Origin of the sequence: Streptomyces swartbergensis (assembly GCF_002148965.1) — a bacterium.
Classification (GTDB): Bacteria; Actinomycetota; Actinomycetes; order Streptomycetales; family Streptomycetaceae; genus Streptomyces; species Streptomyces swartbergensis.
Genome location: NZ_NGFN01000012.1, coordinates 19,191 through 44,827 on the forward strand (window position 1 = coordinate 19,191; position 25,637 = coordinate 44,827).

Here is a 25,637-nt window from a genome sequence, read left to right on the forward strand (position 1 = left end):
GGACGTAGGAGACGGTGATTCCTCCTGTGCGTGCTTCCGGCTCCGGCGGGTGAGGCGGGTCCTGCCGGGCTGCGGGTTGGTGGTCGATGCGGGCCACCGCGACCGTTCCGCGTCCTGGGGTGCTGTGGAGGGCGAAGCCGTTGGAGAGGTGCAGGCACGTGTTTGACGAGGTTGGTCGCCGGCTCGGTGGACACCAGGGCGGCGGCGGTGCGCTGAGGGGGGAGCCCGGCGTGGCCCGAGGCCGTGTCGGCCGCCACGCGGACATCCCTGACCCGGGTCGAGTCGTTCACCGGGATGTCCCCCACCCGGCTCATCCCGCCCCCGCGCGGGGGGAGGGCAGGCCGGACACCCATGCGGCGATGGTGACGGTGGTGCCTTCGCCGGGCCGGCTGTCGAAGTCGAATTCGTTGACCAGCCGTTTGGCTCCGCTCAACCCCAGTCCCAGGCCGCCACCGGTGGTGAAGCCGTCGGTCATGGCCTGCTCGATGTCACGGATGCCGGGGCCGGTGTCCAGGAAGGTCAGCCGCAGCCCGCGGTTCGGCCCTGTGGTCAGGGGAGTGATCTCGAGGTGGCCACCACCGCCGTGCACGAGGGTGTTGCGGGCCAGCTCACTGGCCGCGGTGACCAGCTTCGTCTGCTGCACCAGGCCGAACCCGAGCTCCGCCGCAGTCTGCCGCACCCGCTGTCTGACCCAGGCGAGGTCGGCGTCCGAGCCGATCGGCAGGCTGGTCGTGGCGGTGTCGGGGGAGACCTGCATCATGTGCCCTTCTGAACTGGGCTGCGTGGGGAGGCGAGCAGGTCCATCGCGCGTTCGGTGTTCAGGGCGGTGTGCAGACCGGGAAGCGTGAGCCCCAGCTCCGCGAGCGTGATCGCCACGGCCGGCCGCATCCCGGCCACGACCGTTCGTGCGGCCAGCAGGCGGGCGGTGGAGGCGATCTCGGCCAGGATCCGACCCAGGAACGAGTCGATGATCTCGACGCCGGAGATGTCGATCACCACACCGGAGGCGTTTCCTTGCGCGATGCGGTGGGTGATGTCCTCTTGCAGCTGCTCTGCCGTGCCGTCGTGCAACTCGCCCTGCAGCGTGACCAGAAGAATGTCTCCCAGCGCCAGGACCGGCACGGGTGTCAGTCCGCCGAAGGGCCCGCCGTTCATAGTCGGCCCGCACCGGCAGTTGCACGTGGGCTCACTTCGATGCCCTGCCGTTCCAGCGCGTAAGCCAGGGCGTCGGCCAGTCCGGCGTGAGTGAGAACCGTTCCCAGGTCGATGCCGAGGTGGACGATGGTCTGGGCGATGGCGGGGCGGATGCCGGAGACGATGCACTCGGCGCCCATCAGCCGGGCAGCGGCCACCGTCTTCATCAGGTGCTGGGCGACCAGGGTGTCGACCGTGGGTACGCCCGTGATGTCCAGAATGGCGTACCGAGCCTGCTCGCTGACCACCGCGTTCAGCAGGCTCTCCATCACCACCTGGCTGCGGGCGCTGTCCAGGGTGCCGATCAGGGGTACGGCGACGACACCCTCCCACAGTTTGATGACCGGGGTGGCCACCTCCAGCAGCTGCTGGCGCTGCCGGGCGATCAGCTCCTCGCCCGCGCTCAGCGCCGTCTCCATCACCACGAGGCGAAGGGTGCCCATCAGCAGGGCCAGCGAGAGCACACAGTCCTTGGCGTCGGGAGCGGCCGGGTCCGGGAACTCGCCACGCATCAGTTCGGTGACCGACCCGCGCAGGCCGGCGACCTCATCGGCGATCTGTGCGGACGTGAACCCGCTGCGGGCCCGAGAGGCGACCATGCGGCCCAACTGGTCGCGCACCGCGCGGAATCCGGGCGCCTCGATGTCCTCCAGCCGGCCGGTGACGGCCACCGCGGACAGCGCGTCCACCACGGCCTTGGACGCCTCCACGGCCTCGTCCCGGGAGACGGTGAACACCGTGCGGAACAGCGGTTCATCCGCCCAGCGCTGGGCGATCTGCTCCCGTCGGCGCTCCAGGAAGGACCCCACCAGCCGTGCTGCCGCCGAGTCGGCAGCCGCGTCCTGCTCCACCTGAGCTTCTCCTTCTGCACGGGCCCATTGGCCGTCGAGCGACAGACAATCAGCAGATTGTTGCCATGTGACAAACATTAGCGCCGGCGGTGTGGCGCAAACAACACGTGCCAGCCGATTCCTCGCCAGCCATCGATGACGGCTCGTCACCGTGGCCGGCCGCGCCAGTCCAGACACACCACCAGGGCGTCGTCGTCCGGGGCGGGTCTGCCGCGATGCCCGGTCAGTTCACGCAAGAGGGCACGCGGAACCTCCGCGGCGGGCAGCAGACGGGTCGACATGATCGCCCGGGTCAGAGCGGCATCCCCGTACGCCTCGCCGCCGGGTGAGGCGACGGCGTAGACTCCGTCGCTGACGAAGACCAGCCGGTCGCCGGGCTCGACCTGGAACCTCTGTGCCACATAGTCGGTCTCCTCGAACATCCCCAGAGGCAGCTGGGCTTCGAAGGCGATCCGCTCCACCACGCCGCCCCGCAGCCGCAGCAGTTGCGGTGAGCCGGCGTCCACCACCCAGGCGCGCCCCGTGCCGAGCTCGAAGTCGAACATGAGCACGGACAGGTAGCAGCGGCCCCGGTAGTGGGCGTACACCGCTTGGTCGGCCAGGGCCGCCTGGTCGGCGAGGGGGAGACCGGCCCGGCGCGCGTTGCGCAGGGCGTTGATCGCCAGGTTCGTCAGCAGGGAGGCCTCTATTCCCTCGCCCATGCCGTTGGTGACGTACAGCATCAGGTGGTCGGCCGTCGCGGACCAGTCGAAGTTGTCACCGAAGATCGCGTACGCGGGCTCCAACTGCGCGCCGAGTTCATACTCAGGGCGCGCGCAGGAACGACCGGGCAGCAGCTGCCACTGCATCTCCGCGGCCAGGGTGAGCCGGTCTTTGCGCCGCGCCTGCAGGTACAGGTCCGTATCCCGCTCCGCCACGATCACCTCGTGCCCGAGTACTTGGGCGACCTCCGTCAGCTCTGCAACGCAACTGCGCAGATGATCCCCGCCCGGCAGGGTCACCGACAGCACGCCCAGCCGGTCCCCGCGCACGGTGACCGGCAGGTGCACGCGTGCCAGACCGCCGTCGGCGGTCTCCACGAACGGTTCCTGGGCACCGAAGGCCCGGCCCGCCGGGCTGTTGTGCACGGGCAGCGGTTCCAGCGTGTGCGGCAGCACGGACACCGGCTGCAGCACCGTCAGGCCGTAGTCGGCCATGAACAGGTCGACGGAGTCCGCCGCGTACTGCTCCCTGAGCACACCACGGACCGCGTCGAGCAACTGATGGGGCGCCGCCGTCCGCAGAGCGCGCTCAGCGACCACGAATCTGTTCACGATGGTTGATGCACCATTCCCTCGCCGGGCGCCCGCCGACCTCGCACTCGCAAGAGAGCCGGTCAACGGGACCGCTCCGGTTGCTCGATTCATCTCTGGACAGGCCGCGCGCCTAGTACGCTGGCCGGCATCCCAGTGCCTGCGAGAGTGTGATGGTGACTTCCTTCAGCCCCCGCCCGGAGCCGTACGAGGTGGCGCGCGTGACCTCGACGGCCGCGGAGTTGCTGGAAGTCCTCTGGGGGCGGGCCTCGACCGCGCCGGTATCCGCGTCCCAGCTGCGCGTGCTGCTTGTCCTCGAACACGACGAGGGCATCAACCTGCGCACCCTCGCCGACCTCCTCGCCTCCACGCCACCCTCGACCAGCCGGCTGTGCGACCGGCTGCAGGCCGCCGGTTTCGTCGAGCGCGTGGGGAGCGCGGCCGACAGACGCGAGGTGCGCCTGCACCTCAGCAGCCATGGCAGCGCGTTCCTCGCCGATCTTCGCGCCCGCCGGGAGAAGGCACTGCAGGCCGTCCTCGAGCAGATGCCCACTGCCGAGCGGACCGCGCTGCTGGACGGGCTGGAAGCTTTCTGCGACGCGGCAGACGCGCAGATACACGACGATTGCCAGGAGTTCGAGAGCCGGACGGCCTGAGCAGCCCGCATCGGAGCCCGGCCCGACGACACCGCTGGGGGGCGGCAAGCAGCGCACGGAGTGGTCTGCGCCCACCGGAACATTCCAGGTCCTTCCCCGTGCACGTACGACACGGCTTACTTTGTTGCCTCACGTCTATAGTTGTCAAACGGCAACTGTCTCGGTGCGGCTCGGTCAACCACCGTCTTCAGAACGACTCGGGTGGGTCCAGGGCGATCGCAGCGCAGCCCCGAGCCCGGACATGCGCAGCCGCCCAGTCACGATGCGATAACGGGCTCGAGCGGACGATGGGTGGGACCGAACCCGGGTCGGGGTCGGCGCGTCACAGGGACGGAACGGCCTGCACCCGCCCGTCACAGCCTCCACCGGTCACCGACCAGCCCCTGGGAGACCCATGCGTACCGACATCAGGCGCACCGTCCGCCTTCTCGCCGTGCTCGCCCTGTGCACCGTTGGAGCCGGTGCCGCCGCAGGGTGCGGCAACGCGGAAGACGGCAACGGTGGCGCAGGGGACCGCGGCACCGAGTCGGCGCCCCAGTTGGGGGCTCGCGCCCGCCAGGTAGCCGATGCGTGGGACGGCTCCGAGGCAGCCGAGGAGTGGCACGAGGGCTACTACCCCATGGAGGCAGTCGTCCAGCTGCCCGAGAACGGCCTCCGCAGCGAAGCAGACAGGCGCGCCTATGAGACCGGGAACTTCGACCTGCGCGGGAAGCTCCCGGCGGCCCCGCACAAGAGCGGACAGGTGACGTGGAAGAGCGGGAGCTCGCTCACGACACCACTGATGGAGGCCGAGAAGGCCTACACGACCCTGGACCGTGACAGCAGCCCCGGACCGCGCCTGACAGTCACCGGGGCGAGGCTGGGCGAAATGACCGTGGTCACCACTCGTGGGCCGGCGACCGTCCCGGCCTGGCTGTTCACCGTAGAGGGCTACGCCACTCCCCTCAAACGGGCCGCGGTCAGCCCGTCCAAGCTCCCCGCGCCACCGATCAAGCCGCTCCGGCAGGAAGAAGTACCCACTGACGTGCTGGCGCCACTCGGTGGCCTGACGGAGGTAGCGACGGACAGCCGGTCCATCACCGTGGTCGCCACCCACGGTTCCTGCGACGACGGCCCTACCGTGGCGGTGCTGGAGACGAGCGGCAGCGTGGTGCTGTCCGCATCCGTGGCCGGCTCCGAGGACGGTATCTGCACTGGTGAACTGCGCGGCAAGAAGGTGCCGTTGAAGCTGGACCGGCCGGTCGGCAAGCGCATTGTCCTGGACGCGTTCACGGGCCGCCCGGTGCCGTACAGCGAGTGGCCCAGGACCTCGCGGAGCTGGAGCTGAGCCGCCTCTGTTTCTCGTTCATGTCCGGTCGCCTCGCGGCGCCAGGGGACGGCCCTCTGATCGCCCGGAGCGTTCCGTTCAGCCGTGGTCGGGCTGGTCGACCAGCCGGGCGGCTCAGGCCGCCTACGGCAAGCACCTGCCCGCATCGGGAACTGGGCCCCCGTTCCCGCTGCCGGGTCTGGAGCCGGGGGGTACGGGCATGATGCGTATGTGTCGAATGAATCTTCCGGACCACAAGGCCCGCCCTTGCTGTGGGAGCAGCACTGCTGCCTGCCGTTGGAGCGGCGCGCGGACGTCGGCGAGCTGGCCCGCTACCGCAGGCCGGGAGGCAGCTTCGTCTCGGTGAACGTGGGCTATACGCCCCACAGCGCCGATGACGTCACCGGTCTGATCTCCGACTGGCGGGAGCGGATCACCGCGGACGATCGTTTGCGGTTGGCTGCGGGCATCGACGACATCGAGGCCGCCGGGCGTGCGGGGGATGTGGCGATCGCCTTCGATCTGGAGGATTCCGGTCCGCTGGAGGGGCGGTTGGACCGGGTGGGCCAGTTCTACGACCTCGGTGTCCGCACGCTGCTGCCCAGCTACAACAACCGGAACGCGGCGGGCGGCGGTTGCCTGGACGAGGCCGACGAGGGACTCACCGCCTACGGTCGGGCGCTGGTGCGGGAGATGAACGCCGTCGGCATGGTGGCGGACGGATCGCACTGCGGTGCCCGTACCGGGCTGGACATGTGCGAGATCTCCGAGCAGCCGATGATCTACAGCCACTCCTGCATGCGCGCGGTGTGGGACCACCCCCGCAACATCACCGACGAGCAGGCCAAGGCGTGCGCCGCCACGGGCGGGGTCATCGGCATCACCGGCGTCGGGATCTTCCTGGGCCCCAACGACGCCACCGTCGACGCGCTGGTGCGGCACATCGACTACGCCGTGGACCTCGTCGGCCCGGAACACGTCGGAGTCTCGACCGACTACCCGTTCGACCACGAGGACTTCAACGCGATGCTCGCACAGAGCCCGGAGCTGTTCCCCGACTGCTACACCCGCTGGGGACCGATCAATTTCATGCCGCCGGAAGGACTGTTGACGGTCGAAGGCGCGCTTCTGGCTCGTGGGTACCCCAACGACGCCGTGGCCGCGATCCTGGGAGGCAACTTCTGCCGCGTCGCCGCGCTGGTGTGGCAGTAGCTCGAACCGCACCCTTGCTCGATCCGGCCCGCCGCCGCTGCCGCCACCCGAGGTGCCAGCCAATGTCTTAGGGGACACCGAGCGGCTGTTCCCCCTCTTCAACCTGCACCCGCACATCGGCGAACAGAAGGTGTGACGCAGCACACCTTCATCGACCGATGACTCCGTCCGTGCCCCTCGGTCGTACCAGCGACGAGACCGAAGCAACGCAACGGACAGACAGGATGGCTGACATGACCGCCACCGTGAAGGGCCCTGCCGGCTACTTCCCTTCCATCGAGAAGAAGTACGGTCGCCCGATCGCGGAGTGGAAGGACCTGATCCGCTCCTCGCCTCTGACCAAGCACATGGAGCTCGTGAACTGGCTCAAGGCCGAGCACGGGCTGGGCCACGGTCACGCCAATGCCCTCGTCGCGCACACCCTCGCCGAGCGGTCCGGCAACTGAGCTGCCACGCAGGGAAACGCATGGGGAGGCCCGAGCGCACCCTCGTCAACGACGGGGTGCTGATGGCCCGGACGACGACGCGGATCCCGACGGCAAGGTCCCGGCGTAGTTTCAGATAGCCAGGACCGCGCGCACTCTCTTGCCGCCGCCCCTGACCGGAGCGACGTCGAACCGCTGTGCCAAACAGCGCACCAGGGCCAGGCCCCGCCCGCCTTCGCTGTCGGTCGTCACCGACCGCATGCGGGGCTGACCGGGGTTGTCGTCGTAGACCTCGACTGTCACCTGTTCGTCGGACCTCTGCAGGCGCAGGCGGCAGGCGCTGCGGCCATGTCGGGTGGCGTTGGTGACCAGCTCGGACACGATGAGCGCGGCGTCGTCGATGTGCCCGGCACCGACCCGATTCATCCGGTGGCGAGGCCGGCCGAGGAACTCCGAGGTCAGCCTCCGGGCCCTCCCCGCCGATGCGGCCTCCTCGGGCAGCACGTACTCCACTCGTACGGAACGCCGATGGGTACGCCGATGCGTACGCATGGCGGATCACTTCCCCTCCTGGATAACCCGGCATTCCCGCGGTCCGGCCGCTCGCCGGGGCCGCGGCATGTCTTGCGCGACCGGTCCCCCCGACTCCTGATGCCCCGTGCCGGTGATCGCCAACCCCCGGCAGGCGAGCGGACGGAGGTGGCGACACCCGCTCGCAGTTGACCGCGCTGAACGACTTCGCCCACCTGATGATCGCCCATGGCGAGGCCGAGGAAGGGGGTGCACCCCGGTCAAAGGCCCGCAGGATGGCGCCGGATGACCCACCCGCGCGAGGAGCACATGCTGCCGGTGCGGCACCCGGCGGACCTACCGTGTGACCGCCCCGACACGCTGTGGGGCACCGCTCTCGGAGGTGGCATCCTCGGCTTCAGTGATCGGGCCATCGCACTCACGGGCCGCGGCCTGCGAGCGCAGGCAGGTGATCACCTCGACAAGCTGATCACGCAGCAACGTGTAGGCGCCGGGGCTGATACTCAAGGGCAACCCGGTCTCCTCGGCGCGTCGTTCGACTCCACACACTGCACAACGCGCAAGCAAGACGTACGACAGCGCCACCACACCGTCATCACACCAATGGCCCAGTTCACCCCCCGCGCCTTCCGTCGCAAAAGGACTGCCTCGGTCATACGAGGTCGACCATCTCACCGGTCTGCTGTGTTGACGGCGCGTGCGCTGTCCGTCGCGGCCTGGACCGGTTCAGGATGCGGCTGCGCGTTTCGGCACCACCGCGACCGGGCAGTCGGCGTGCTGGAGCGCGGCGTGCGCCACGCGGCCGAGGGGCAGTGAGAGCGGCCCCTGGCGTCGAGGGGCGCCGAGGACGAGCAAGTCGGCCGTGACCGAGTGCGTGAGCAGGACGTGGTGGGCCGGGCCCTCGGCGGTGACGCGGTGCACCGGTACGTCCGGGTGTTCGTGTTCCGGGGCGCGCAGGGCGTCGTCGAGCAGGGTCGCTGCCTGATCCTCGTAGTGGTGTGCGGGGTTCCCGGTGAACAGTGGATGCGCCAGGGGCCGGTGGGCGGCGCGACGCCAGGCGCGCACCGCGTCCAGCGCGCAGCGCCGTGCTTCGGCCTCGCGGAACGCGAACCGGATCGCGGCCGTGCCGGTCGTGGCATCGCCCACGCCGAGCACGATGCGGCCGTTGGCTCCTTGCCGATTCTGTGAGGTGCCCCGTACGACGACCACCGGGCTAGGGGCATGCGTCGCCAGGGAGCGGCTGACCGAGCCCAGCAGCGCGCCCGTGATCGGTCCTCGGCCCCGGCATCCGGTCACGACGGCGGCGGCGTGGCGCGCCTCCCTCAGCAGCGCCGCCTCGGCGTCCTCCGGAAGGATGTCGACGGTGATCTTCAGGTCCGGGTTGCGCTGCCGAGCCCGTTCGGCCGCCCGGTCGACGATGCCCTGGGCCAGGGCGTGCTCGGAGGGCACCTCGGCGGAATGCGGGAAGACGGGGCCTTCATAGCGTTCCCACAGGGAGGCGTGCACGATGCGCAGCTCCAGTCCGTGCAGGGCTGCCTCATCCGCCGCCCAGTCGGCCGCCCAGAGGCCGGCCTCTGACCCGTCGACGCCCACGACCAGCGGCAGCGTCATCGTTCCCACCACCTCAGCACGTGCCAGGACGATGCCCCCATTTTCTCGCGCCTTTCAGAAGTCCGGCAAAGGCCGTCGCCTGCTCGACGCGCGCACGGCCTGATCCGGGCGGACCGTGATCGGTGTAGCCGAGCCAGCCCGTACCTGCAGGGATCGTCAGAGCGAGCGCGGTCGCCGTCCTTAGGGGCCCAAGCGCGGGGCCCCTGGAAGGCGAGTGAGGAACGGCCCCGCGATGGCGAGGATGAAGACGTAGGCGGTGACCCAGGGCGCGAGGTCACCGTGCAGCGTGCCGGCCAGTCCGAGGATGACGATGGAGAACTCGCCGCGCACGATGAGCGTCGTTCCGGCCCGCAGCCGACGTCCTGCCCGCCGCGCCGCTGGACGGCGGACGGCTGTGCGCGCCGTGGTGAGGTGGCGTACCGGCAACCACCTGCGCGCCACCGCGGTCGCCACTGCGGTCGCCACCGGGGCCGGCCGCCTGCTCGGATGGCCGCTCATCGCCATCGGGCTGTACCTGGTCCTTGCCGGTGCCGCAGTCGACGGGTCTGGCGGCTGCTGCTCGGCTGGTTCATGACCGCCATGGCGACCGCCGAGGAAGGCCAGGCCAAACTGCGCGAACTCCTCGGCACCATGCCGGTGCGCCAGGTGATGACTCCGGATCCGATCACCGTGGCTGCCGCTACGACCGTCCGGGAGTTCCTGAGCGGTCCGCCCTGGCGCTACCGGCACTCGGCCTTCCCGGTCATCGGCCCCGACGGGCGGCCCGTGGGAGCGGTGAGCATCAACCAGGCGGGGCAGAACAGTCTGGCCGAGCGCGGCTCCACCACGGTCGCCGCGATGATGGCGCCGATCGAGGACATCCCGACGGCCGCCCCCGACGATCCGCTGGTCCACCTCCTGCCCGCCATCGAGGCCAGACCCGTACGGCGGGCCCTCGTCCTGGCGGAGGGCCGGCTCGTCGGCATCGTCACCCACTCCGACGTCAGCCGCGTCTCCACCTGGCTCGCCTCGGCGTCCACGGCGGGCTCAGGCCGCGCACAGGACGCATGCTGAGCCGCTCCGATCTTCTTGCCCGCGTCCTGTCGCGCGGTCTTCCTGCACCAATCGCTGCGGGACCAATCGCTGCGGGACCAATTGCTGCGGGCCGGCCGAAGACGTGACCGTGGTCAGGCCGAATGCCGTTCCCTGGTCAGGTGGGAGGCGAACCAGTCCCGAGCCGCAGTCGCGACTTCCTCCAGGAGCCGTGGGTCCAGGAAGAGGTGTGTCGCACCGCGGACGACATGGATCTCGCTCGGTGCCTTCAGCTTTCTCGCTGCCTCCTGGCCGAGCCGCATGTCCGTCTCGTCGTCGCCACCGACGATGAACAGCACCGGCGCCTGGATCCGGCCCAGGTCGTCGTGTACCAGGTCAGGCCGCCCGCCCCGGGACACCACGGCCGAGACCCGCTCCGGTCGTTCGGCGGCGACCAGCAAAACCGCCGCCGCGGCCGTCTCGGCGCCGAACAGGGACACCGGGACGTTCGCCGTCTCCGGCCGCTGCTGCAGCCAGTCGATGGCGGACACCAGCCGCCGGGCAAGGAACGGGATGTCGAAGCGGTGCCGGGCCGAGCGCGCGTCTTCCCGCTTCTCGCGTTCTGTGAGGAGGTCCAGGAGCAGCGTGCCCATGCCCGCGCGGTGGAACACGCCGGCGATGGCGCGGTCGCGCGTGCTGTTACGGGAGTTGCCGCTGCCCTCGGCGATGAGGACGACCGACCGTACCGGTCCGGGCACGACCAGGTCACCGGCGAGCGGAGCCCTCTCGGCGGGCACCAACACCAAGTCGGAGATCATCTGTTTCCTCCACATGGCGCTCGTTGAACTACCGCATGCTCTGGGTACCCGGGGCGCCGCATCCTGCACGCCCTGGGACCGACAGACGGCGGGGCGGACGGAGTAGGAGTTACGTGTTTCTGGTCCCCGGATCTGCGTAGCCCTGGGTTCTTGGCCGGCGTGGTGTCCAAGGGCACCGGGCGGGCCGGGGACCCGTAACGGCCGCTAGGCGAGCCGAGCCCGCCCCGGTGGGCGGGCCCGGGGCTATGAACGGGGCGTGGGTCAGCTGGTGATCTCGATGCGCCGGGGCTTGGCCTTCTCGGCCTTGGGGACCTTGACGGTGAGTACGCCCTCGGTGAGTTCGGCGGTGATGTGCTCTTCGTCGGTGTCCTGCGGCAGCGTCACCCGGTAGTCGAACTGGCCGGTGCGCCGGGTGCGGCTGCGCAGCACGCCGGTGTGTTCCTTTTCCTTGATCTCGCCGTGCACGGCGAGCTCGCCGGCGTTCAGCTCGACGGTGATGTCGTCCTTCTTCACCCCGGGCAGGTCGACCTCGACTACGTAGGCGTCGTCGGTCTCCTCCAGGTCGGCCAGCGGCGCCCAGGTCTCACCGAGCAGGCCGCCGCCACCCGGAACGGTGGACTGCCACAGCTGCCCCATCCGCTGATACAGGTCCTGGAACTCCCTCAAGGGGTCCCATACCGGGCTGCTCTGCTCACGTCGCACGGGAAGCGGCATCTCCGATCGTCTCCTTCCGAAAGGCCCGTCGGTCGTGGCACGCCACGACCGTCTCGCGTTCCGGAAGTCCCCCTGACCGGGACCTCCACTATCCATAATCGCCGCATTGCGGCACATATTCCACGCCCCCTGCGGGTCTGTGGGCACCGGACGGCCGACGAACGGGCACGATCCACGGCCGCGCCATTAGCGGCTGCCGACGGTGCGGTGTAGCGTCGTAATTCAGCAGTCGTGGTTCCGAAGTCCCGTTCGCCCGTGATCACGATCATGGGCGTTCTTGCTGTTCAGCGCCTCTCCGGACCAGGGCGATCACCTCCCGGGCCGCAAGGTGCGAGCCCGGTCTTCCTCGAAGGAGCAGGTCATGGCCAAGGGCACCGTGAAGTGGTTCAACAGCGAAAAGGGATTCGGCTTCATCGAGCAGGAGGGCGGCGGACCTGACGTCTTCGCCCACTACTCCAACATTGCCGCTCAGGGCTTCCGCGAGCTGCAGGAGGGGCAGAAAGTCGAGTTCGACGTCACGCAGGGCCAGAAGGGACCGCAGGCGGAGAACATCCGACCGGCGTGACCACAGCGCCCTGCAAGGACGGATCGGCGCTGGGGGTGTGACACACTCCCGGTCGCCGGTGCGCTGTCACCGGTGAGCCGTGAATGCGGCTCCGCAAGGCCCGCGTCCCCCGTTTGTGCGGGTCGTTGCCCCGGGGCGGGCAGGCGTTCCCCCGTCGCCTGCCCGCCCCGTCCTCCTCGGGGATGGTCAGGGGGATGCTGCCCGGCGGGGTCCGGCCGATCGGCGGCGGGTGATGAGGAACGCGGAGGACGAATACGCGGCTGCGGCGCGTGCACTGGCTGCCCCTGCCAGGCGGGGAGGCCCTCGCCGGACAGGTGGACGCTCAGGCACCGCGGACGCGCTCGGCTGCGGCGGCAGGACGAGCACGAACAGCTTCGGCCCCCGCGAAGGCGGGAACGGCGGTGTGACCGACGCAGTGGCCCAGCGCCGCCGCCCTGTTCCCTGTTCCTCCTGACATCCCCGCTCTTGGGACTCAGCGGATCCACCGGCAAAGGGACCCGTCGCCGCGCACAAGTGACATCAAGAGTCGCTGACATTGATCACGCCGATCGTCGCGCAACGACTCCCGAAGTCGCGTCGAAAACGACTAGCTCGGAAACTGACACAGCCATCCCACTCAAGACTTCGTGGATGCCATATCGGCCTGAAAGACGTCCATGCACGGGAAACAGTGCCTGTCCGTCGTCGGCGCCCGCCCTCCGGGCTCCTCGTGCTTGTCCACCCCGCACAGCGTCCGGATCTTGTCAGCCGTCAGCACATGCCACATCGGCTCGCCTGAGGCTCCTGTACCGCACCACATTTCGTGCATGGTCATCTCCTCCGAGAGAATGGAGGTCACTCCCCATACCAACACGGCCATCACAGGTCGACGCTTCGTGGCGGGCATGCGGGTGAGGAGGGAGGCACGCAGCTGGCCCCCGCTGCCGGGTGGCGCCGGGCGCACGCCCCGCGAGAGGCCCGTCCAGGCCCACGGCGTCGCAGGCGATGACGCCGGACCGGCCGCCCTCTCAGCGCCGGCCTGGCAGGCCGGCGGATGCAGCGATCCTGTCAGCAGCAGTCCCGTGCACGGCTCCCGTCGAGACGACCCCGCCGCGCCGGCGCAGAAGTCGCCCCGGGCGCTTGCGCCGCACATGCGGGTGCCAGGGGCGTACATGCGTGTGGGAACTCCTGGTGGTTGCTGGGCTGTGGTCGGCCGGTCAGCTCGCGTGGACGCGCTGGACGAACTTTGCGAGCTGGTCGTCGGAGAGGTGACGTGCCATGTCCGTCTCGCTGATCATTCCGACCATCCGCTTGTTCTCGATCACGGGCAGGCAGGGAGTCCACCTCGTGGTCCCTCATCATCTGCGCGGCGCGGTCCGGCGTCTCGGTCCGCGGGATCCACTGGGCGCTCGGGCTCATGATGTCCTTGGCGGTCGTCATGGCTCGGGTCCCTTCATGTGCCAGGAGTCGGAAATTTCGTCGTGATGTGTCGAGGGACATCGAGTTAGGCGCTGTTCAGACCGGGAAGTCGCAGGTCATGAGATTGCTGGCGGATCTTCATGAGGGTGATCACCGGCTGACGCGGTGGGTGGCGTCGTGGCGATCGGACTGCGCCCGGCGGGTCCTGCCGGCGGTGGAGGAGACGGCCGAGCACACCAAACTGTGGTGGGGCGCGGCCGTGGTCCTGTCCACCGCCGGGTGGCGGGGACGCAGGGCCGCGATGGCCGGCCTGGCGAGCATGGCCGTGGCGGAACTGGCCTCGAACTGTGTCCTCAAGCCTGTGTGGAATCGGCGTCGGCCGCCGAAGGAATGGATCTCGCACGAGGAGGTCGATGACCGCCCCGACTCGTCGTCCTTCCCTTCCGGGCACACGGCCGCGGGGGTGGGGTTCAGCGCCGCAGTGGCGGCGGTGTGGCCGTGGGCGGGCGCGGTGTGTGCGGTGCCTGCCGTCGCGGTGGCCGCCGAACGCGTGCACACGGGAGCCCACTACTCCTCCGATGTCGCCGTCGGTGCGGCGATCGGTATCACCGCGGCCGCCCTGGTCCGTCGTGCTCCCCGCCTGGCGGTGCGACTGCTGCGCTGACGTGCGGAAGCCACCTCATCACCGAAGGCCCGCTGGATGGCGTACTCGCATCGGCCAGCCACCCGGCCGCCCTGCACCGGCCCGCTCCGCCGGTGCGGTGGCAGGAGCCCGTTGGGAGAAATGAGTGACCTGATCTTTTCCCGCACCAACGCCGCCGCCCTGCCACCCGGGCGGCCCTGAGCGGGCCGTATGCTCCAGGCGCCCGGACGTTCACGGGGTTCACTCGAACCAGTGGGTCCGGGGGCGGTCACGCGTACACGCCGGAGAACTCGTACCTGGATCCCCGAGGGTTCCGGCAGTGCCGGACGTATCGCGTCGAGCGGGGCAAGAGCCGCCGGCTTCCCCCGGCCGTGTGTGATTTCGTGATACGTGAGAGGGTCTGAGGCGTGAGTGAGACACCGTCGAACACCCTGCAATACCGCTTTGACGGGCCAGAAGAGGCTCCGGTCCTGATCCTGGGCCCGTCCCTCGGTACCACGTGGCACAGGTTGTAGAGACCGTCCGGGGGCGTCTACGCCAGCCCAGCACGGTCATGAAACAGCAGGTCAGGGCCCCTTGGTCTGTGAGGGGCCGCCCAGTTGGTGATGGCTGTGTGATAGGCGGGTGATACGGCGAGGCGCCAGCGGGGTCCGGTCTGTCCTGACGGGGCCTCTACGCGGAGCCGTGAGACGGCGAAGCCGCACCGGAGCGCTGCGTTGTGACTTCACTGTGAGATCGGCTGCGCTTGCGCGCACGAAGCGGTTGCCTCGCGCGGTTGGTGTTCCGCTCATCCTTTCAGGCCGTGCCTACTTCGCAATTGCACTTGCGGGAGGAACCCATACATTCCGGGAGTGCGCTGTCAGTGCCCCTTTGTACCGTCTGGAAGTGTCACGTACCCCAGTGCCCCAACGCTCCTGCTCGACTATGGAGGTGACCGGCAGGCGAACGTGACCCTGCACCGCATTGTGTTCACCCGCCTGTGTCACGCCCCGCGCATCCTGGTGTACTACGAGCGCCGCACCCAGGAGGGCGAAGACCCGACCTGAGATCATCCGATGTCTCAAACGGTATGCCGCCCGCGAGGTCTTCAACCTGGTCAGACTGGTGTCCAGCGTTCCCGCACCAAAGGGGCGTCGGTGACCGGTGCGGCCCGGCCAGCCCTGCCGGGGCGTGATCTGGCCGAGTGGTAAGGTTCCGGCCGCTTTGAGTGCCTAGTGGTGCGGAACCCGGCATTCCCCACTTGAGCGATGTGCCCTGCCCTTAGCGTGATCGCATGAGCGAAGATCGCACTCCTTTGGTGCTGCCGTTTCGCGCGCTGGTGTCGCGCGCAGAGTGGGACAGACTGACGGCGTACCGATTGCAGACCTACCTGCCAGGCGCCGCCCTGCTGACTCAGGGAGATCCGGGAACTCATGTACTCGCCCTCGAAAGTGGGTTGGTCAAAGTCGTCCGGGTCGATCGTGACGGGCGCCGGCGGCTGCTCGCCTTCCGAGGGGCGGGCGACATCGTCGGTGAAATGGCGGTCCAGTGCGGCGGCACCCGGACGGCCAGTGTATGGGCTATGAGCATGTGCAAAGCAGCCGTGGTCTTCGCGGAGGATTTCCGGAGGCTTTTGCAATGCTCCGAACTGGCCGGCCGTCTTGCCGTGATGGCCTCCCATCGTCTGTGGGAGCAGACGGAGATTCATGACGGAGCCGTGCACGAACGCCTCGCTCTTACCCTGCTCCGCCTCGTGGACAGCTCCGACAAGCGAGACCCTTCGGGCAGGCGGGCACCTACCTTTTCCCTCACGCGGGACGACTTGGCGCAGCACCTGAATGTGGGCCGCAAGGCCGTCAGCAAGGCACTGGAGGAGCTGGGCGCGGACACGGTTGAGGCCGGCAAGTGTCGGATCACGGTGGTGAATGAGGACAATCTGCGGCGGCTGGTCCGGGGACGGGACAGCGCGTGACCGCCATGTGACTCACGCCACCCTCCGTTCGGGCCCGCGGAACGGAACGGCCGCTCCCTCCCTGTGAAGCTCCCTCGTGCACGTCATCGCACGCATCACCGTCCCCGCCCGGCCCCTCGCGGAATGGGCGGGCTTCACCGAGGAGCGACATGCGCGAGTTCAGCAGTGACCTGCCCGAGCGGCCCACCGGCCCCAACGCCCACAGCCATCCACTGCCGCCCTACCGGGGCATCCTGGCCGTGGACGCGAAAGACTTCACTGGGCGCCCCGCGATCGAGCACGAAGGCGTCAGCCGTGCCGTACCCGCACTCCTCAAGACGGCCCTGGCCAGGGCGGAGCTGCGGGACCTCTGGGATGACCGCAGGTTTCCCGCATCGACTGGCGACGGCTACGTCTTCGGATTCGATCCGGCGCGGATGCCGTTCGTGATTCACCCCCTGATGTTCACGCTGCAGGAGGTACTGACCGACTACAACATGCTGTCCCACGGAGCGCTGCCCATCAGGCTGCGGGCCAGTCTGCACATCGGACCGTTGCCCGATACCGCAGACGAGTTCGGCGGCAACGGCACAGCACGCAACGACACGCACCGCCTGCTGGACTCCCGCCCGGTCAAGGCTGTGCTCGCCTCCCACAAGGAGAACGTCACGCGAGTGGCAGCCATCCTCTCCGACCGCTGCTACGAGGACGCAGTCGCCGGCGGCTACACCGGGCGCCACCTTGACCACTTCGTCGAGGTGGCCGCGACCGTCGACGGCAAACCGTTCTCCCAGCGGGCGTGGATCTACGTACCGCAGCCCTCCGGGCCCCTGTACGAGGAGCCCGCGAACGCCGGGGCCACCGTGCCCGTGGAGCCCGACGCCGCGCCCGCACCGGTGAACGAGGGCGGGAAGGTCCGGCAGGTGAGGAACAGTGCCCCCAACGGGAACATCAACACCGGCACCGTCCACGGTGGGCAGAGCGTGGGCAACTACCACGTCGCCGGCGATCACGTCGAAGGCAACAAGGCCGGCCGGGTCCGGGGCTTCCAGGGGGACCAGGTCCGCGGCGACAAGTACCAGGGGCGGCGGTGACCCCCGGAGAGGACATCCCGCCGGTCGGGACGACAGGCCATGCGCCCGGCGTCCCCAGCCTCCCGCCGCAGGGCTCGCCCCACGGCGACGAGGCCGAACGGGAGCTGTCCGAGCTGATCGATGCCATCGGAGGCGCCGCGCGGGTGGGCGGTCCGTTCGTGTACGCCCCGAACGGAAACGTCAACGCCGGTTCCGTGCACGGTGGGCAGCGCATCCACAACGGATCCGTGAACGGTGGACACGCGCCGCGGCAAGGGAGGGTGCGTGAAGGGCCCATTCCGGAAGCGGAGGTGCGGGCGGCCGAGTTCGGGTTCGCACGACCTGACTGGTTCGATGAAGCGCTGCGGATGCTGGAACGGGGGCCGCTCTTCCTCGCCGGACGCGCAGGGACCGGCCGCCGCACCACAGCGCTGAATCTGCTGCGCGCGAGCTGCGGGAAGGAGGCCCCGCTGCGGGCGCTGGACAGCGTCGTCGAACTGGACCGCTGGCAGCCCACCGACGCGTTGGCACGCGGTTACCTCATGGACGGACTGTTCCCGTCCCGGCCACTGCGCCCCGGTGTGCTCGGGCATGTGCGCGAGCTGCTGGAAGGCGTCCGGGCGCGCATGGTGATCGTCCTACCCGATGACGTGGACCTGCTGCGCCGGCTGGAACAGGACCTGCACGTCACGCCCATGATGTGCGTACCGCCGCCGCCCGCCATGGTGTTCGGCAGTTACTTCGAGGCGGTGGTGGAGGACCGGTGGGAGAGGGAACGTCTGCTGTCGGCGCTGGAGGGACGCCACGATCTGGGCGATCTGCTGGCTCCCGAGCTGGTTCCAGCCGATGTGGTGGAACTGGTGACGGCCATCGTGGCGGCGGACGGGGACCCGGAGGCTCTCGGTGACCTGGAGGCGCGGTTGGGTTACCGGGCCGAGCAGGAGGTCCCGGATCTCGTGGCAAGGCTGCGCGGTGATCCGGACGCCCTGGCGTTCCTGCTGGCCGCCTGTGTCTTCGAGGGGCTGGACCACCGGCTCGTCCGGGAAGAAGCCGACAGGCTGCTGACGCTGTCGCAGGGCCGTCTGGCCGCGATGCTGCCGGGAACGGGTGTCGAAGGGGACGGGAAGACCGAACGCCCCAACCCGGAGTTCGCCTTCCGGCACTCCCTCACCGAGCTGCTGCACGCCGTCCGCGCGGTCCGGCAGGAGCGCCGGATCCACACGGCGGGGGTGTACGCGCACAGCGTGGAAGCGATCGCGTTCGTCAGGCACCGGCAGGCGGAGGCTGTACTCAGGTACGTGTGGCGCGAGTACGGACGGCTGTCGGAGCTGCTCGTCGAGTGGCTGCGGCAGGTGGACCGGACCGACGAACTCGCCGCCGCGGCAGGCAGGTTCATGGGCAACGCGGCGAAGTGGGGAGGCGGGCGGCGTGCGCTGCGCCACATTGAGGCGCTCGCCGGGTCGGAACGCGTGAACAGCCGTCTCATCGCGGCGAACGCGCTGGGCATCGCGGCTCAAGACCCCGTTCTCGTCGCCGAGGTGCGCTATCGCCTCGACGGCTGGAGCCGGGCCGCTGGCTCTCAGCGCCGAACGACCGTGGCCTACGCGTGCGGCTCGGAGTTCGGCATCTCACGTCCGGACCTCGCGCTGCGGCTCCTCCGCACCCTCCTCCTCAGCGTCCGGGACCGGTCGACGGGCGAAGGAGTGGACGGAGACGATCAGGTCCTGGCCGCTGTGCGGGTCGCGATCATGAGCCTGTTCCAGGCCGGTCACGAGGCCCAGGTGTTCGGCCGGCTCGTTGCATGGCTGGAAGAGGGACGATGCGACACGGACCAGGTGCTCGCCCTGTTCGCCCATGTGCTTCGGTCGCCGCAGTGGTTCTTACGCCGGCTCGCTGCGTGGGATCCTGACGCGACCGCCATCGTCGACATGACACGCCGCTCCTTGAATTCCGACGAGGTGTTCGAAACGACGTGTCCGGAATTGCTCGGTTGGGCCGAACGGGGTCAATGGGACGACCTGGCGCGCCGGGCCGTGGAAAAACTGTTCGCGGCACTGGCCGGTGCTATGCGCAGGGGTGAGTTCCGTCTCTTCGTCGAATTGCAGGAAAGAGGGACGGACGGCTGGGCCGGGCAGTATGCGGCACGGACCGCGCTGGACAGGTGGCGCTCCGGCGAACGGTGGGAGGCAGCGTGAGCGACGAATCGACCGAACCCCTCTACCACAGGGTCACCAGGCCGCCCTGGCGGGAGATCCTCAGCCATCGTTGGTCCACGGCACAGGAGTGGTCGCTGGTGCTGAGGGACACGGATGGGAGCTATTACTTCCTCGGACGCCGTGGCGATCCCGACGGTGGCGGGGCCGATCTGCCCGTGCCGGACGAGGCGGCGGCGCCCTCGCTGGGCGGTGACTACACGGAAGCGTTCCGGGTGGACACCACCGAACACGTCGACACCAGAGCGGTCGGCCTTCCCACGGTCTACGGCACGGAATCGGTCGACCTGTGGGTGTCCTGGTGGGTCCACGACCCCGTGCGGCTGGTCCGCACGAGGACCGTGCACGGCTGGCATGTGGTGCGCGGCCACCTCACCGGCGCACTGCACCGGCTGGCCGACATGCAGGCGGCCGCCGGCAGCGGACTCGGAGCCCCCGAGATCATGCAGCACCTGGGAATCCCGCAGCGTCTTGCGGACACGGGCCTGAGCTTCCGGGTGTTCGACGTCCGGCTCCGGGAAACGGGTGAGGAACTGCTCCTCGGCCAGGAGGAAGGCGCGGGCGTCCGCTACTCCTGGACCACCAGCCGGCGGGGTGAGTACGAGTTCTGTCTCCAGGCGCTCCACGCCGGACCGGTGTCCTTGGCGGCGCTCTGGCTCCTGAGGCACCCGGACCAGGTACGCCAGGTACTCGACTGGGCAGTCGACCACCAAGAGCTGCTCAGCCCTCCGMGCACGGACTGGCAGGAGGAACTGGCCGCACTGCTGGGCGCGCTGACCGAGCAGGAGCGGAAGGAACTCTCCTGCCTCCTGCGCGATCGGATCGCCTCGCTCGGCTGCCCCGTCCCCGGCGGGGAATTCTGACCCCGCGACCGCCGAGTCAACCGGAAAGGCGAGGCGCTGCTGTCAAAGCAGCGCCTCGCCCTTTTGGTGCGCTTTCCGAAACGCTTCAAGAATGTGACTGCGCTCACTCGTTTTCCGGTCCTCGGGAACCGATCTGCGGACCGTTGTGCGGGAATCTCGACGTGTCCACAAGGCGAACGCCCGATCACCAAGGGCGCTCAGTTCACCGAAGGTCGACATGCGAGCAGAAGAAGACCGCAATACGAACAATGTCGTTGATTTTCGTGCACCAGGAAAAGCCGTCGCGCCTGCGGTGCCCCGTCCGACGGCGCCGGGGGCCCGCCGCGCGACGGAGACCGAGCCCGCGACGGTCCTGAACGCCGAACGCGGAATCATCAACACGGGCGTCGTCCACGGCGGCCAGCACGTCACCACCGTCGAGTTCACCGGCCCGTCGGACGCCGGAGCGGACGATGAGTGAACCGTTCCGGAGCGACGATCTGACCGCCGTCCTCGCGGCCCTGGCCGGTCGGGAGATGGTCGTGGTGGCTCCCCACGGCACCGTCAACACGGGTGTGGTGGCGGGCGGTCAGCGGCAGACCACCGTCGGCGGCCCGGCCGAAGACGGGGGGAGCGCGGCACCGATGCGCCAGGGACCCGTCCGATCCGGCCGTCTGAAGTCGGCCCGACGGTGCTTCGTGCCGCCTCCCGGCTTCGAGGAGGCCCTGACCGCGCTCGACTCGGGCATCGTGGTACTCGTCGGGGAGCAGGGGAGCGGGCGGGAGACACACGCTCTCAACCTGCTGGCGCACGGCAGCGAGGAGCCCGTTCTCGTCCAGGTGGACGGCGCGGTCAACATCTCCCGATGGGGACCGCGGGGGCACGGTGTGCACGGATACCTCGTGATGGAGCCCCCGGACCCCCTCGCGCTCCGGGCATGGGACATGTCCCGCCTCGAAGGGCGCTTGGCCGAGGTGGGGGCCCGCCTGGTCCTCGTCCTGGCGGAAGCTCCGGGGCTGGTCGCCGCCCTGGAGGACAACCTGAGCATGCCCGTCGTCCGCCATCTGCCGCCGGACCCGCGGCAGATCTTCAGCGCCCATCTGTCGGACGGCTGTTCCGATGCCGGGGCGTGCGCCGCGTGGCTGCGGTCGCTGGAGCCGGGGCACCACGGCGAACTGCTACCGGACGGGCTGCCGCCGCGCCAGGCCGCGCAGGCGGCCCGGACGGTACTGCGTCTGGGCGTCGCGAGCGGAGTCTCCGGCTCCGAGGTCGCGCGGCACCTGGCCCGGACCGAGGGGCCCGAGATCCTCGCACGGGCCCAGGCGGATCCCGCCCTCCTCGCCCACCTGCTGTCCCTCTGCGTCTACGGAGGAATGTCCCCAGGTGTGGTGCAGGAGCGGGCAGAGGACCTGCTGCGGCTGCTGGCACCGTCGGAGAAGCGGGAACCCGACACGCACAGCCCGCGCGGCCTTGCGGCAGGCGACCCCGTCCGTCCCTCGCCCTCCGAGACGCTGCGCGCTCTCGGAGCGCACCGCGTCCGGCGCCCCGGTGCGGAGAGCGCGGACACGGTCTCCTTCTTCTGGCCCGCGGTGACGGAGACCGTCTGGGAGGCCCTGTGCCGCGACCGCCCGGACCTTATGCCCCTGCTGCACCTCTGGCTCGCGCACCCCGGCCACGAAGCGGAGCAGGTCGAACGGGCGGGCCGGGGTGCCGCGGCCATGGCGGCGGCCACCGCGGGACGATCACTGGAGCACCTGCCCGACCTGGCATCGGCCTCGTCGCCGGCGGCGCCCTTCGTGGCGGCGTGGTGCCTGGGGACGGCCGTCGGCGACCCGGTGGCCGGGCAGCAGGCCGGCGAATTGCTGGATCGGTGGAGCGTCGCGGCCGAAGAACCGTTGCGCAGCGTGGCCGCGCACGCCTGCCACCCCGACTGCGGACGGGTCCCGGAATCGCAGGCCCTGCCTTTGCTGCGACACCTCGTTGAAACGCAGCGCCACGACGCGGACATGTCCCTCATCGGTGTCGTGATGGCAGCGCTGGTACGGCATTTCGAGGTCGGTGACTCCGCGGCCAGGGCAGACGTGCTGCGCCGGATGCTTGAGTGGGCTCGGTCCGACGGCCTCCTCGGATTGGTGGCCGGCCTCGTCTGTCCCAACATCGCGGGCACGGACCTCACGTGGTGGTGCGAACAGGTGCTCTCCGGCGCCGAGCTGGCGTCGTGTGCCGTCGAGCTGGTGGGGCACGCCCTCGACGAACCGGCCGCCTTCCCCGCCATGCGCGACGCGCTCATCGACTGGGCCTCCGAAGCGGACGGTGCGGAGGACCGCGCACGGGCGCTGAGCCGACTGCTCGACGCGCTGGTCGCGGCCCGGCAGCCCGGATTCCTTCGCTGGCTGCTGGCCATGGGGCGGGGTCCCGAAGGTCTGCCCGGCAAGGACTTGGCGGCCCGTGCCCTGACGGAACTGCGCGGCGACGCCGCGGCCACGAACACCGACTGATCAGGAGGACCGATGACCTTTCCGTCTCCCGGCGGCATCTTCGCCGCCGTCGAACGCCGGTGTGCGGACGGCGACCCGACACCCCCGCTGTGCCTGTTCGACGGATCCCAGCCGTCCGGCACTCCCCTGACTCCGGCACAGGCCCGGCGCCTGCTCTACGACCGCTCTGCCTGCCCTGAGACGCGGACGGCCCTGTGGCGTCAGATCGCCGAGCGCGTCCACATGGACTCCGACGGGCGGCACGACTGGCCCACCGCTGTGCTGTGGCTGGGGCTGCCAGGACTTCGCCGCACCGCCTTCAAAATCACCTCGCGCTTCGGTGCCGAACGAGAAGATGTCGAAGCCGAACTCGCAACCTGCTACCTCGAGGCGCTGGCGGCAGTCGACCCGCACGACGCCGATCCCGGCCGTACGGTGCTGCGCTCGGCGTGCACACGGGCCTGGTCCGTGTGGCGCACCGCGTACCTCGAGAGGGCCGTCGATGACGTGGACGGTGCAGGAGGCACGCCCGTCGCGGCGGACTGCGAGGACTTGTGGCAGGCGGACTACGACCCGCCGCCCGGCACCCACGGCCTGTCGGCGACCCTGCGGATCACCGTCCCCGCCCACCGGGTCGAGGGCGTACGGCTCGGCGCGCTGGCGCGGGCTTGGGGCCTGGCCGACACGGCTGCCAGCGTCGGATACTCGGGCCGGGGCCGCCAGGTCGCCACGCTCTCCCTGCGCCGCGCCGGGAGGACTTGATGACCGGTCGGGACGACACCACCCTCACCTTCCGTGAGATCTTCGACCTTCCCGTGAGCGTCGATCTGCGCACGGCGGCCAGGGCCTTCGGGATGTGCCTGGCCACTGCCTACCGACTCGTCGGCGAAGAGGCGTTCCCTTGCCACACGATCCGGATCGGACGGCGCCATCGAGTCCGCACCGTGGACCTCCTCGCCGCCCTGGGAATCGAGGAGCGACCGGTCTTCGCCGACGAGGTCGCCGACGGAGTGGCGCTCACGCTCTTCGACTGATCTCTTCCCCTGCCGGCACCCCGTCCGCCGGCAGGGCCACCCCCGTACCGCTCTCCGCGAAGGAGCCTGCGATGCCCACCTGCCTCGCCGTCTGTACCACCGTGATTAGCGCCGACCCTCCCGGCACATCCCTCCCTGATCAACGGCACCGTTCCACCGTCATCTACGAGGACATCGTCCGCCCCGCGTGTGAGCAGCTCGGTCTCGACTTCCTGCGAGCAGACCGGCTCACCGACGCCGGTCTGCCAAGGGACCAGTTGCTGCGGATGCTCACCGAGGTGGACTTCGTCGTCGCGGACCTCGGCGGATCCGACGGCGACCTGTCCTTCGGGCTCGGCATGCGGCACGCGCTCGGCCGGCCCACCGTCCACGTCACCGAACGAGCCGACGAACTCCGGGCCGCCGGACCGGTGACGTGCGTTCCCTTTCCCCCGCACGACGGCGACCCCGTCGCCGCGCGGCAGCGTCTGACGGAGTTGCTGGCGGCGGAGAAGGGGACACCGAGGGAGAGCGGACCGCCGTCCTCGCCGGTGCCGTCACTTCTGCAGCCCCCCAGGCAGAGCACCGCCGACGACATGAAGGAGGGCCCCGGCTTCTTCGACCTGATCGTCGACGCCGAGGCCCATGTGGAGGCCCTCGCGGCCGATATGGCCGATGTGGAAGCCGCCATGGAGGAGCTGAAGGAGGTGACCGCGCTAATCCTGGCGGACGCGGACCGCACCAGTCGTCCGGGGGCGCCGCCGAGTACGCCTATGGCCGTGCTGAACCGCCTGGCCAAGGCCATCGACGGGCCCGCGAACGAACTCGGGGCCGCGACCGAGCGCCTCGCGGAGCACCTGGAGGCCGGCGTCGGGGCGCTCAGGGGGTTCCTGGAGTGGATCGCCGGCATGCCGCGCCCCGACTGGCCGGACGGGGCGAAGGACTTGCTGGACCAGATGGTGTCGGCCCACTGGGAGGCGGAGTCCTCGGCGGCCTCCTACCAGGAGGGCATCGCTCTGGTCGGCATGCTGGGTTCCGCCAGCCGCACGCTCCGCCGGCCCACCAGGCGCATCATTGCGTCGTTCCGGAAGCTCTTCCAGATCCTGGCCGTGCTGGAGGAATTGCAGAGGACGGCAGCGGCACTGAAGGAGTCCTGAGCCGTCAGGGCCGCTCACCGCACGGGGCCGCCAGGGTTGTCCGCACCTGGCGGCCCCCTTTCCACGTCGCCGTGGCCCGGCCGCCGTCCTCGACATCAGGGTGTCCATGTCGTCTCGACGGCGTGCCGGGCGGGTCGCGTCAGCCCGTCGTGAGGGACTGACGGACCCGGTTGCGGTCGACCTTGCCCGTCGATGTGGGACGGAGGGGACGGCGGCCGTACGGGCGCGTTCCGCGCAGTACGCACGCAGGGCGAGTACCCCCACCGCGCCGGACTCCGTAAGCCGTACCCGCGCGTGCAGGCGGTGGCCGGCCACCGGGTCGGGTAGCGCGACGACGGTCGCCTCGGCGACCGCCGGATGGTCCAGCAGGACGCCTTCCACCTGCTGGGTGCTGATCTGGGCGTCGCCCACCTTGACCATGAAGTTCCGTGCGCCCCAGGATCCGCAGCGAGCCGTCCTCGCCCCGTCGAGCGACGCCGCCGCTGCGGTAGTAACCCCCCGGCACGCCGGCCGCGGCGCGAACCGGTCGCAGCGGCGCACCGGCGAGCGCGTGCAGGCCGTCGCCGAGGACATCCGGATGCCCTGAGATCTCCTGACTGGCCTAACCGGGCCGGAGCAGGACGTCCGGCGCGCCGAACTGGCCGACGCCGACCGGCACCGCTGCTACGACCCCGCCTTCCCACCGCTGATGTGATGCACAGTGCT

26 protein-coding genes and 2 pseudogenes are annotated in these 25,637 nt (G+C 69.9%); 17 read left to right on the plus strand and 11 right to left on the minus strand.

The features are described 5' to 3' along the window. Positions 1 to 310: 310 nt before the first annotated feature. The 4 genes from CA983_RS03765 to CA983_RS03780 form a co-directional block, all read right to left on the minus strand. On the minus strand, positions 311 to 757 hold the full coding sequence (locus tag CA983_RS03765; RefSeq protein ID WP_086599468.1) for an ATP-binding protein: 447 nt from the start codon (positions 755 to 757) through the stop codon (positions 311 to 313). Continuing rightward, complete coding sequence (locus tag CA983_RS03770) at positions 757 to 1,155, minus strand: STAS domain-containing protein (protein WP_086599443.1); 399 nt, start codon at positions 1,153 to 1,155, stop codon at positions 757 to 759. The genes CA983_RS03765 and CA983_RS03770 overlap by 1 nt, the downstream gene beginning before the upstream one ends. Next, on the minus strand, positions 1,152 to 2,045 hold the full coding sequence (locus tag CA983_RS03775) for an STAS domain-containing protein (protein WP_244206617.1): 894 nt from the start codon (positions 2,043 to 2,045) through the stop codon (positions 1,152 to 1,154). The genes CA983_RS03770 and CA983_RS03775 overlap by 4 nt, the downstream gene beginning before the upstream one ends. Positions 2,046 to 2,191: 146 nt before the next feature. Further along, positions 2,192 to 3,358 carry a PP2C family protein-serine/threonine phosphatase gene (locus CA983_RS03780; RefSeq protein WP_167407319.1) on the minus strand — a complete coding sequence of 389 codons (1,167 nt, stop codon included), beginning with the start codon at positions 3,356 to 3,358 and terminating at the stop codon, positions 2,192 to 2,194. 149 nt (positions 3,359 to 3,507) lie between these two features. Here CA983_RS03780 and CA983_RS03785 point away from each other — a divergent pair, with 149 nt between their 5' ends. The 4 genes from CA983_RS03785 to CA983_RS03800 all read left to right on the plus strand — a co-directional run bounded on the left by CA983_RS03785 (position 3,508) and on the right by CA983_RS03800 (position 6,957). After that, complete coding sequence (locus CA983_RS03785; RefSeq protein ID WP_208636875.1) at positions 3,508 to 3,993, plus strand: MarR family winged helix-turn-helix transcriptional regulator; 486 nt, start codon at positions 3,508 to 3,510, stop codon at positions 3,991 to 3,993. A gap of 394 nt (positions 3,994 to 4,387) precedes the next feature. Beyond that, positions 4,388 to 5,320 carry a hypothetical protein gene (locus tag CA983_RS03790; protein WP_086599446.1) on the plus strand — a complete coding sequence of 311 codons (933 nt, stop codon included), beginning with the start codon at positions 4,388 to 4,390 and terminating at the stop codon, positions 5,318 to 5,320. 210 nt (positions 5,321 to 5,530) lie between these two features. Then, the gene (locus CA983_RS03795) at positions 5,531 to 6,511 is read left to right on the plus strand and encodes a dipeptidase (protein ID WP_208636876.1); all 981 of its coding nucleotides are present in this window, start codon (positions 5,531 to 5,533) and stop codon (positions 6,509 to 6,511) included. 233 nt (positions 6,512 to 6,744) lie between these two features. Next, on the plus strand, positions 6,745 to 6,957 hold the full coding sequence (locus CA983_RS03800; RefSeq protein ID WP_107500194.1) for a DUF4287 domain-containing protein: 213 nt from the start codon (positions 6,745 to 6,747) through the stop codon (positions 6,955 to 6,957). A gap of 111 nt (positions 6,958 to 7,068) precedes the next feature. Here the strand turns inward: CA983_RS03800 and CA983_RS03805 are convergent, their stop codons facing one another. The 3 genes from CA983_RS03805 to CA983_RS03815 form a co-directional block, all read right to left on the minus strand. Continuing rightward, entirely contained in the window at positions 7,069 to 7,488 is a 420-nt protein-coding gene (locus CA983_RS03805) for an ATP-binding protein (RefSeq protein WP_244206619.1), read from the minus strand. A gap of 705 nt (positions 7,489 to 8,193) precedes the next feature. After that, positions 8,194 to 9,078, minus strand: coding sequence for a universal stress protein (locus CA983_RS03810; RefSeq protein ID WP_086599449.1), 885 nt, complete (start codon positions 9,076 to 9,078; stop codon positions 8,194 to 8,196). A 180-nt stretch (positions 9,079 to 9,258) separates the two neighbouring features. Next, complete coding sequence (locus CA983_RS03815; RefSeq protein WP_208636877.1) at positions 9,259 to 9,543, minus strand: hypothetical protein; 285 nt, start codon at positions 9,541 to 9,543, stop codon at positions 9,259 to 9,261. Positions 9,544 to 9,657: 114 nt separating this feature from the next. On the opposite strand from CA983_RS03815, the gene CA983_RS03820 reads away from it, so the two are divergent. Continuing rightward, positions 9,658 to 10,131, plus strand: coding sequence for a CBS domain-containing protein (locus tag CA983_RS03820; protein WP_158101826.1), 474 nt, complete (start codon positions 9,658 to 9,660; stop codon positions 10,129 to 10,131). 113 nt (positions 10,132 to 10,244) lie between these two features. Here the strand turns inward: CA983_RS03820 and CA983_RS03825 are convergent, their stop codons facing one another. Then, entirely contained in the window at positions 10,245 to 10,907 is a 663-nt protein-coding gene (locus CA983_RS03825; protein WP_086599451.1) for a dienelactone hydrolase family protein, read from the minus strand. A 261-nt stretch (positions 10,908 to 11,168) separates the two neighbouring features. Beyond that, positions 11,169 to 11,621, minus strand: a complete 453-nt coding sequence (locus CA983_RS03830; protein ID WP_086599452.1) for an Hsp20/alpha crystallin family protein — start codon at positions 11,619 to 11,621, stop codon at positions 11,169 to 11,171. A 361-nt stretch (positions 11,622 to 11,982) separates the two neighbouring features. On the opposite strand from CA983_RS03830, the gene CA983_RS03835 reads away from it, so the two are divergent. Continuing rightward, complete coding sequence (locus CA983_RS03835) at positions 11,983 to 12,186, plus strand: cold-shock protein (RefSeq protein WP_007379522.1); 204 nt, start codon at positions 11,983 to 11,985, stop codon at positions 12,184 to 12,186. A gap of 1,196 nt (positions 12,187 to 13,382) precedes the next feature. On the opposite strand, the pseudogene CA983_RS03845 reads toward CA983_RS03835, so the two are convergent. Beyond that, positions 13,383 to 13,605 (minus strand): annotated as a pseudogene (locus CA983_RS03845) (CBS domain-containing protein). A 97-nt stretch (positions 13,606 to 13,702) separates the two neighbouring features. Between CA983_RS03845 and CA983_RS03850 the strand changes: the two are divergent. The 10 genes from CA983_RS03850 (at position 13,703) to CA983_RS03900 (ending at position 24,932) form a co-directional block, all read left to right on the plus strand. Next, entirely contained in the window at positions 13,703 to 14,248 is a 546-nt protein-coding gene (locus tag CA983_RS03850; RefSeq protein WP_086599453.1) for a phosphatase PAP2 family protein, read from the plus strand. Between the two features lie 1,252 nt (positions 14,249 to 15,500). Next, positions 15,501 to 16,178 carry a Crp/Fnr family transcriptional regulator gene (locus CA983_RS03860; protein WP_086599454.1) on the plus strand — a complete coding sequence of 226 codons (678 nt, stop codon included), beginning with the start codon at positions 15,501 to 15,503 and terminating at the stop codon, positions 16,176 to 16,178. A 149-nt stretch (positions 16,179 to 16,327) separates the two neighbouring features. Then, complete coding sequence (locus CA983_RS03865) at positions 16,328 to 17,251, plus strand: hypothetical protein (protein ID WP_086599455.1); 924 nt, start codon at positions 16,328 to 16,330, stop codon at positions 17,249 to 17,251. Next, positions 17,248 to 19,425 carry a hypothetical protein gene (locus CA983_RS03870; protein ID WP_244206621.1) on the plus strand — a complete coding sequence of 726 codons (2,178 nt, stop codon included), beginning with the start codon at positions 17,248 to 17,250 and terminating at the stop codon, positions 19,423 to 19,425. The genes CA983_RS03865 and CA983_RS03870 overlap by 4 nt, the downstream gene beginning before the upstream one ends. Further along, entirely contained in the window at positions 19,422 to 20,306 is an 885-nt protein-coding gene (locus tag CA983_RS03875) for a hypothetical protein (RefSeq protein ID WP_086599472.1), read from the plus strand. The genes CA983_RS03870 and CA983_RS03875 overlap by 4 nt, the downstream gene beginning before the upstream one ends. A 217-nt stretch (positions 20,307 to 20,523) precedes the next feature. After that, positions 20,524 to 20,766: an S-type pyocin domain-containing protein gene (locus CA983_RS03880; RefSeq protein ID WP_167407320.1), complete on the plus strand. Its 243-nt coding sequence runs from the start codon at positions 20,524 to 20,526 to the stop codon at positions 20,764 to 20,766. Further along, positions 20,759 to 22,783 (plus strand): hypothetical protein, encoded by a 2,025-nt coding sequence (locus CA983_RS48850; protein ID WP_279628414.1) that lies wholly within the window; start codon positions 20,759 to 20,761, stop codon positions 22,781 to 22,783. The genes CA983_RS03880 and CA983_RS48850 overlap by 8 nt, the downstream gene beginning before the upstream one ends. A gap of 12 nt (positions 22,784 to 22,795) precedes the next feature. Then, entirely contained in the window at positions 22,796 to 23,524 is a 729-nt protein-coding gene (locus CA983_RS03890) for a hypothetical protein (RefSeq protein ID WP_086599457.1), read from the plus strand. Beyond that, positions 23,524 to 23,796 carry a MerR family transcriptional regulator gene (locus CA983_RS03895; protein WP_086599458.1) on the plus strand — a complete coding sequence of 91 codons (273 nt, stop codon included), beginning with the start codon at positions 23,524 to 23,526 and terminating at the stop codon, positions 23,794 to 23,796. Before CA983_RS03890 ends, CA983_RS03895 begins: the two co-directional genes overlap by 1 nt. A 71-nt stretch (positions 23,797 to 23,867) precedes the next feature. After that, on the plus strand, positions 23,868 to 24,932 hold the full coding sequence (locus CA983_RS03900; RefSeq protein WP_086599459.1) for a hypothetical protein: 1,065 nt from the start codon (positions 23,868 to 23,870) through the stop codon (positions 24,930 to 24,932). Between the two features lie 261 nt (positions 24,933 to 25,193). Here CA983_RS03900 and CA983_RS47585 read toward each other — a convergent pair. Next, positions 25,194 to 25,352 (minus strand): annotated as a pseudogene (locus CA983_RS47585) (AMP-binding enzyme); the annotation flags it as partial. On the opposite strand from CA983_RS47585, the gene CA983_RS46115 reads away from it, so the two are divergent. Further along, positions 25,351 to 25,518: a hypothetical protein gene (locus CA983_RS46115; protein WP_158101827.1), complete on the plus strand. Its 168-nt coding sequence runs from the start codon at positions 25,351 to 25,353 to the stop codon at positions 25,516 to 25,518. The pseudogene CA983_RS47585 and the gene CA983_RS46115 overlap by 2 nt on opposite strands. The last annotated feature ends 119 nt before the right edge of the window (positions 25,519 to 25,637 follow it).